Genomic DNA, 7,876 nt, shown 5'->3' with positions numbered 1-7,876 from the left:
ATGCTCCGATTCCATGAATTCTGTATTTAGCAACCCACTCTTTCAATGTTTTACACCCGATATTATATTTAGTGGCTAAATAATTATAGGAACCCAATCCATCAAGGTATTCCTGTGACACCTTTGCCCGGAATTCCGAAGTATGAGGGGATTTGGACATAAAAATACCTCCTAAGTAGATTTTGGTTATTTATCTTGTCTACTTAAGAGGTATCATATCAAGTTTAGGGTGGTTTTCTATGTTAAGCTAGCGACAAATCAAATAAATGAATGTCAGTAACGCTAAGATAAACATTCCAAAGGCCATTAAATCCTTAAAATCGAAATGTTTCATAGACATCACCTCCATCCTATGTAGAATGAAGGCCAACGCCACCCTGCAACACGATTGCTCCCTAAAGAAAGTATATTATATGAGTTCAAAGACAACAATAAATAAATGTACGAAATTCTCTGCCAGCAGTCCGTTTCACGGTCCGCGCAGTCCCTTGTAAACACCCCTAAATATCATAATAAAAAGCAACAAAAAGTAATAGCAGCTTAAAAGCAAAGAGTTATACTCATAAGCTTATTAAGTGATCCCTTTGATACGAGTGAAATCAAGATGTGTATAAAAATCAGGTATAATAAACAAGGAATCGCCAGAACCGGCATTTGCCGGAACTGGCGATTCCTAATTAAGGACTTATTTTAGAGCCCCTCTGATTATTTTTTTGCCGTCTTTTCTGCAGCAGATTCTTTTGGAAGGCATACATTTAAAATGATTGCCACCAGAGCAGCCGGAACGATACCGGAACCGCCGAAGATTAAACGTACCGGTTCAGGAAGGTATGTAAGGGCAGCTGCATTGGAGCCAAGGCCGTAACCGAGGCCGAGGGCTACGGATACGATGGTAATGCTTCTCGTATTGACCTCCTCTTTGGTGATCAGCTGGATACCGCTGACTACGATGGAGGCGAACATCATGACAGCCGCTCCGCCGAGAACACTCTGAGGCATGATGGATACGATGGCCGCCAGTTTCGGGAATAAACCGCAGGCGATTAAGAATACGCCGCCGGTTGCAATGGCGAACCGGTTGATGATCTTCGTCATGCCGACCAGACCTACGTTCTGGCTGAAGGAGGTGTTGGGAAGTACGCCGAAGAGGGCCGCAAAGGAAGAACCGAGGCCGTCACACATAACGCCGCCTGCCAGTTCCTTATCTGTGGCTTCCCGTCCCATACCGCCTTCCGTGATACCGGAGATGTCACCTACGGTCTCAACTGCCGTTACGATGAACATGATTCCGATCGGGATAATGGCGCGGGCGTCAAACACCAGCTTTACAGGCATCAGCTTTGGAATGGAAAACCAGCTGGCTTCGGCAACCTTATTCCAGTTTAAAACCCAGGATTTCGTCAGCTCTGCCGCAGCTCCGGTAGCCGGATCCGTGAAGGTGAAGGTATTGGGAAGAAGGAATCCCATGACTGCCGCTACCACGTAACCGATGATGATACCAATTAATATAGAAGATACGCTTGCAAATCCTTTGCAGAAATGCTTTAACAGTACGATGCTCAAAAGGACTACAAAGCCCAGGAATAAATTCTCCAAAGAGCCGTAATCCTTAGAACTGCTGCCGCCGCCGAAGGAACCGATGCCGACGCTGATTAAGGAAAGACCGATGGAGAGAACGACTGTACCGGTAACCACAGATGGGAAGAAACGGCGCAGAGGCTTTAAGAAAAAGCCCAGTACTGTCTCAAACAATCCGCCCAGCAGCGATGCTCCGAGAATGGCACCGTAAGCTGCGACACCGCCGCCCATGACGCCGGCCACACTCTGGCATACGCCGATAAAACCGGAGCTGGTTCCCATGACAATGGGAAGTTTGCCTCCCACCGGACCGATGGAGAAGAGCTGAACCAGTGTGACGATACCGGCTACCAGCATGGCATTCTGAAGAATTGCCACCTGTTCCGCAGAGCCGGCTGTGATCCCGCACGCGCCTGCGATTAAAAGAATCGGTGTTAAGTTTCCTGCGAACATGGCGAGAACGTGCTGAAGACCCAGCGGGAATGCTGTTTTAAGCGGCAGTTTTCCGTCCAGTTCGTAGGGAGATGAGTAATTTGTTTCCTGTTTCATATCAATGCCCCCTTTTAGGATAATAATGTTTCCATGAAAACTATACATAAAATGGCAGAATTTGTCAACAAATTACAATAAATGATACAATTTATTGAATTTTACGTAACAGTTCAGACGGCGGGAAAATTGGTGCGAAAATGGACGTTGAACTTGCTCATAAGACCGTCTTTGCACCAATTTTCACATCGGATGAATATCCGATGCTTCTTGACCTGCTTTTTCGGTCAAGAAGATGAGCCGTCTGCACTGTTACAATTTTATGGCAGAATGGGGCGGCGGAATCGGTTGCGGAACGGTTTTTCCTCTGTTATAATGAAAAAAGAGTTTTGAACGATGCGGAAAGGAACTGTGGAATTGGACATACTGGATTATTATAAAAAGCTGGTTGATTTTCTGGGAGAGGTTCTGGGAGAGAATGCAGAGGTCGTGCTGAGAGACTGCCGCAAACCGGACCACGATATTATCGCCATTGCCAACGGACACGTCAGCGGCCGTACGATAGGGGCGCCTATTACTGATTTTACGCTGTCCATACTGGCCAATGAAGAGTGGAAAGAAAAGGATTATGTAGTAAACTATGAGGGGAAAGCGGCTCCTGATAAGCGGCTGCGTTCTTCGACGTATTTTATCCGGGAGGAAGGGAAACTGGTGGGACAGCTCTGTGTCAATATTGACATGACGCCGTATGAGCAGGTCATGGATCGTATCCGCCAGCTGAGCGGCATGGGGCTGATGAGCGACGGCGGCCAGTCGGGAATCATCTGTTCGGGCCCTGTCGAGAATTTCTCTGAAGATGTAATTGGGGATATGATGAAAAAAGCTGTGATCACCGTGGTGGGATCCAGCGAAGCAAAGGTCAGGGAGCGTCTGACGCAGAAGGAAAAGATTGAGATTATCGGAGAACTGAACCGCGCGGGACTGTTCCAGCTAAAGGGCGCGGTGGGCGCGGTCGCAGAGTATTTATACTGTTCTGAGGCGAGTGTATATCGTTACCAGTCTAAAATTCAGAAGAAGACGTAAGAAAAGAAGCAGAAGAAGAAAAATATGAGAAGAAATATATAAGAGGATATAGGTAAGAGAATACATACAAGACGATATACAAAAGAGAAAATGAAGGGGGATTTCTGATGAGTAAGAAATCGATGATCTTGATGATTGTAACACTGCTTTGTATTATTACGACGGTAGTTCTGCGGGGAGTTGTCGATAAGGCGGACGCGGAATATACAGAGGTTGAGGTGAGGGTTGTAAGTTCTGATACGGTATACCGGAAGATATTAGGGAAAAGGCAGATGCAGTATGATGTCTTTGTATCCTATCTGGGTCAGGAATATGAACTGAAGAATGCCCACAGCAGTGCGCCCTATATACCGGGACGCAGTGTGACCGCCTATTTATCCAAGGGTAACTTGTATGCGAACATTGAGGGGGTCAAGACCTCCACACCAGCTGCGATGGTCTACTTTGGCTTCCTGTTTGCTTCGTTTGCCATGCTGATTACTACTCTTTCGTCTTTTGGAAGCGGGCGGAAGAAATTAACCGCTGTTTAAAAAGGGCGGCAACATACATTTCAACTGAAACAGGAGAGAGGTCCGGAAGGCAATAGTCCGGGTCTCTTTTTTTTCTGTTTAGAAGGATAAACTGTGTGAAGAAAAGAAAAATTATTATTATAATAAAAAAAAATCATTAAAATCATTGACATATCAAACAGAATAAGATAAAATTTTCCTATAAAATTATAAAAAATATATAAAGAAATCGGAGGGAAATCATGGAGCGTACCGGAATTCAATATTCTACCTATGTACAGATTTTAAAAGAGGAACTCGTGCCTGCCATGGGGTGTACGGAGCCGATTGCTCTGGCCTACTGTGCGGCTAAAGCCAGGGAGGTGCTGGGCTGCCTTCCGGAACGCTGTGTGGTGGAAGCCAGCGGCAATATCGTGAAAAATGTAAAGAGTGTCATTGTCCCCAACACGGGCGGGCTGAAGGGAATCGAAGCCGCGGCGGCAGCAGGGATTGCAGCCGGAGATGCCTCCAGGATTCTGGAAGTCATCGCAGGGGTGACAAAGGAGCAGAAGGCACAGATCAGGGAGTATCTGGATCACGCAGATATCTGTGTGAAACCACTGGATACGGATGAGATTCTCGACATGGTGGTGACGGTATACGGAGGCGGGTCCTGTGTGAAAGTGAGGATCGCGGGGTATCATACCAACATTGTACTGATCGAAAAGGACGGAGAGGTTCTTTATAAAGTGGGAGCCGTGGCCGCCAGGGAAGCCCAGATGGCGGACCGGAGCCTTTTAAATGTGGAAGACATCTACGAGTTTGCAAAGACGGTAGATTTAGATGATGTGAGAGAAGTGATAGGGCGCCAGATCGCTTATAACCGTGCGATTTCGGAGGAGGGCCTTAAGAACGACTGGGGCGCCAATATCGGAAGCGTTCTGTTAAAAGCCTACGGTGACGATATCCGCGTCAGGGCGAGAGCTGCGGCCGCAGCGGGATCAGACGCCCGTATGAGCGGATGCGAGCTTCCCGTCATTATCAATTCCGGAAGCGGGAATCAGGGGATGACAGCGTCTCTTCCCGTGATTGAGTATGCGAAAGAACTGGGATCCAGTGAGGAGGAGCTCTTCCGTGCCCTGGTGCTTTCCAATTTAATTACGATTCATCAGAAGACGGGAATCGGCCGTCTGTCTGCCTACTGCGGAGCAGTCAGCGCGGGATGCGGAGCCGGGTGCGGAATTGCCTTCCTGCTGGGGGGAGATTATAAAACGATCGCCCACACCCTTGTCAATGGTCTGGCCATTGTGTCGGGCATCATCTGCGACGGCGCAAAGCCTTCCTGCGCAGGCAAGATCGCGGCTGCGGTGGACGCCGGAATCATGGGATATTACATGTATTTAAACGGCCAGCAGTTTAAAGGCGGCGACGGTATCGTGTCCAAAGGCGTGGAAAATACGATCACCAACGTGGGCCGTCTCGGAAAAGATGGAATGAGAGAGACAGATAAGGAAATAATCCGTATTATGACGGAGTGCTGACAGAAAGGGAATATTCATGAGTACAATCGGGTTTTTAGGATTAACGAGGGCGGAGAGTCTGGCAGGAGTGATTGTGTTTTTCGCTCTGCTTTTTGGAATCAGCCGCCTGCCAAAGAAGAAGTTTTCGTTTGCCTCCAGAGTGCTGATCGGAACGGGAACGGGAACCGTATACGGACTGATCGTATGGGGGGTATCCGGCCGCACGGGGGCGTATGCGGCTGATCTGGGCCGATGGTTTTCTTTAGTTGGGAACGGATACGTCTCCCTTTTCCAGCTTTTGATCGCGCCGGTTGTCTTTACTGCAGGAGTGCGTCTCGTGATTCACACGCCTCTGGTTAAGGCGGAAACACCTCTGACCAAATGGAAAAAATGGGTGAATACGCTGATGCTGGCGGCCAGCGCCCTGATCGGCGCCTGCTTTGGCCTCTGGTTGAAAGTCGGCGCGGCACCGGGAGCGGATACCGTGGTCTTTTCCTGGGATGTCGGGGAGGGACAGAAGATTACCGATTCCATCGCGCATCTGATCCCCTCGGGTGTCGGTTTTGACTTCCTTACCGGCAATGTGGCGGGAATTTTCGTTTTTGCCGTATTTATTGGTATTGCGGCCCGCAGAATGTCCGGCAAATATATGGATACGGTAAAGCCGTTTCTCGATTTCACAGATGCGGCGTTCTCCGTGATTACGAGTGTGTGCAAGGCCGTTATCGCCTACAAGCCCATGGGAGCGGCTGCGGTCATGGCCGCATTTACGGCGGCGTACGGGCCGGCGTTTCTCCTTATGCTGGTGAAGATGCTGCTGGTTCTCTGTGCGGCGTCTCTGGCCATGCTGGCAGTGCAGATGATTCTGTGTGCAGTTTCCGGTGTGAGCCCGGCGGCATTTTTCCGTGCGGGAAAGGCTGCGATGAAAAAGGCTCTGGTTACCCGCTCCGGTTCTGCCTGTCTTCCGGACGCTCAGGAGGCGCTGGCGGCCGGGCTGGGTCTTAAAAAGGAGATTACCGACGAGGTATCTGCTTATGCGATTGCTTCGGGTATGCAGGGGTGCGGCGCTCTGTTCCCGGCTATGGCCGCGGTATTTGCCGCAGGCTTAAGCGGTCTGACCATGACACCGGCGCTGGTGTTCGGCCTGGTGGTGGTTATCGTGCTGGTCTCCTATGGAATTACCGGAGTTCCGGGAACGGCCACCATGGCGGAATTCGGAGCTGTGATGGGAAGCGGAATCATCGGCGCGGTGAACGGCCTGGGACCGATGATCGCTGTCGATCCCATCGGAGATGTGCCAAGGACACTGATTAATGTAACTGGCTGTATGACAAATGCGATTATCGTAGAAAGAAGGGTGAGAGAGTGAAAACAGTGATTATCGGCGGTGTGGCCGCCGGAATGTCGGCGGCATCCAAGTTAAAAAGACTTCTGGGCGATGCGGTGGAAATCGTGGTTTACGAGAAAGGCGGAGAGGTATCCTTTGGCGCCTGTGGTATCCCGTTTTATATTTCTGATCATATCAAGCAGGGGAAGGAACTGATTGCCAGGACGGCGGAAGAGTTTGCCAAAAGCGGGATTCCGGTAAAGACTTACCATGAGGTGACTGCCGTGGATACGGATGCGAAGACCGTGACGGTGAAGAATTTGCAGACCGGAGAGGTGTTTGAGGATACCTATGACAAGCTGGTGATCGGAAGCGGAGCGGGGGTGCGCCATTTCCCACCGTTCGACCGTTCTTACAGCAATTTATTCGAGATCCGCGACGTGGCGGATGGAACCAGGGTGAAACAGGCGTTATTCGATGAGAACCAGCGCCATGTAGTCATCGTCGGAGCCGGGTTTATCGGCCTGGAATTGTCCGAGGCATGCAGGCATTACGGCAAAGAGGTAACGATAGTGGAGCTGGCCGATCACGTGCTCCCGGCCTTTGATGCCGAGGTCAGCGAGGCTCTGGAGGCCGAGCTTGCCGGAAACGGGGTGACCGTGCGTGTGGGAACGATGGTTCAGAGTCTGATCGAGGAAGACGGCCGTATCGTGGGCGCCGTGCTCTCAAGGGGAGACGGAACCGAAGAAATCCCGGCGGATATCGTGATCAACAGCGCGGGCATCGCACCTGCGACCTCGTTTATCACCAATGTGGAGAAGGCGAAGAATGGGGCCATCTGCGTGAATGAGCGGATGGAGACCAGCATTCCGGATGTTTACGCGGCGGGTGACTGCAGCATCATGAAATCCGCAGTCACCGGAGATTATATGTATGCGCCGTTAGGAACCAACGCCAACAAACAGGGAAGAATCATCGGTGATATCCTGGGCGGGGCACAGCCGAAGCCGTTTAAACTGATCGGAAGTTCGGCGCTGCGGCTGTTTGGCATGGATGCGGCAAAGGTCGGTTTATCGGAGAAAGAGGCGAAGGCCAGGGGGCTTAATTACAAGGCTCATACGATTACGGGAAACAGTTATGCGTCCTACTACGGAACGGAGAAGCTGAACATTAAGCTGATCTACGACGCCGATACGAGAAAGATCCTGGGGGCGGAGACGTACGGACAGGGAATTGTGGTTCCGAGAGCCAATTACTATGCCATCGCTATTTATGCCGGACTGACGGTGGACGAGATGGGATTTATGGATTTGTGTTATTCCCCGCCGTTTTCCGGTGTGTGGGATGCCGCTCTGATTGCGTCAAATACTGCGAAATAGGCAGTAAATAAT

Annotated in this window: 7 protein-coding genes; 5 read left to right on the top strand and 2 right to left on the bottom strand. The window is 50.3% G+C overall.

Going from position 1 to position 7,876, the window contains the following annotated elements; translation table 11 throughout:
* A partial coding sequence (locus tag NE473_RS16390) for a helix-turn-helix domain-containing protein (RefSeq protein ID WP_256265338.1) occupies positions 1 to 160 on the bottom strand: 160 nt, incomplete at its 3' end.
* 545 nt (positions 161 to 705) lie between these two features.
* Positions 706 to 2,127, bottom strand: coding sequence for a uracil-xanthine permease family protein (locus tag NE473_RS16385; RefSeq protein WP_055649619.1), 1,422 nt, complete (start codon positions 2,125 to 2,127; stop codon positions 706 to 708).
* A gap of 336 nt (positions 2,128 to 2,463) precedes the next feature.
* On the opposite strand from NE473_RS16385, the gene NE473_RS16380 reads away from it, so the two are divergent.
* The 5 genes from NE473_RS16380 to NE473_RS16360 all read left to right on the top strand — a co-directional run bounded on the left by NE473_RS16380 (position 2,464) and on the right by NE473_RS16360 (position 7,864).
* Positions 2,464 to 3,150 (top strand): helix-turn-helix transcriptional regulator, encoded by a 687-nt coding sequence (locus NE473_RS16380; protein ID WP_006775490.1) that lies wholly within the window; start codon positions 2,464 to 2,466, stop codon positions 3,148 to 3,150.
* Positions 3,151 to 3,257: 107 nt separating this feature from the next.
* The gene (locus tag NE473_RS16375) at positions 3,258 to 3,680 is read left to right on the top strand and encodes a hypothetical protein (protein WP_006775489.1); all 423 of its coding nucleotides are present in this window, start codon (positions 3,258 to 3,260) and stop codon (positions 3,678 to 3,680) included.
* Positions 3,681 to 3,901: 221 nt separating this feature from the next.
* The gene (locus NE473_RS16370) at positions 3,902 to 5,179 is read left to right on the top strand and encodes an L-cysteine desulfidase family protein (protein WP_055649617.1); all 1,278 of its coding nucleotides are present in this window, start codon (positions 3,902 to 3,904) and stop codon (positions 5,177 to 5,179) included.
* Positions 5,180 to 5,195: 16 nt separating this feature from the next.
* The gene (locus tag NE473_RS16365; protein ID WP_055649616.1) at positions 5,196 to 6,527 is read left to right on the top strand and encodes a cation:dicarboxylate symporter family transporter; all 1,332 of its coding nucleotides are present in this window, start codon (positions 5,196 to 5,198) and stop codon (positions 6,525 to 6,527) included.
* Positions 6,524 to 7,864, top strand: coding sequence for a CoA-disulfide reductase (locus NE473_RS16360; RefSeq protein WP_055649615.1), 1,341 nt, complete (start codon positions 6,524 to 6,526; stop codon positions 7,862 to 7,864). The genes NE473_RS16365 and NE473_RS16360 overlap by 4 nt, the downstream gene beginning before the upstream one ends.
* Positions 7,865 to 7,876 lie beyond the last annotated feature (12 nt).

The organism is Hungatella sp. SL.1.14, from assembly GCF_024460495.1.
GTDB classification, from domain to species: Bacteria; Bacillota; Clostridia; order Lachnospirales; family Lachnospiraceae; genus Hungatella; species Hungatella hathewayi.
This window is presented reverse-complemented; position numbering and strand designations above follow the sequence as displayed.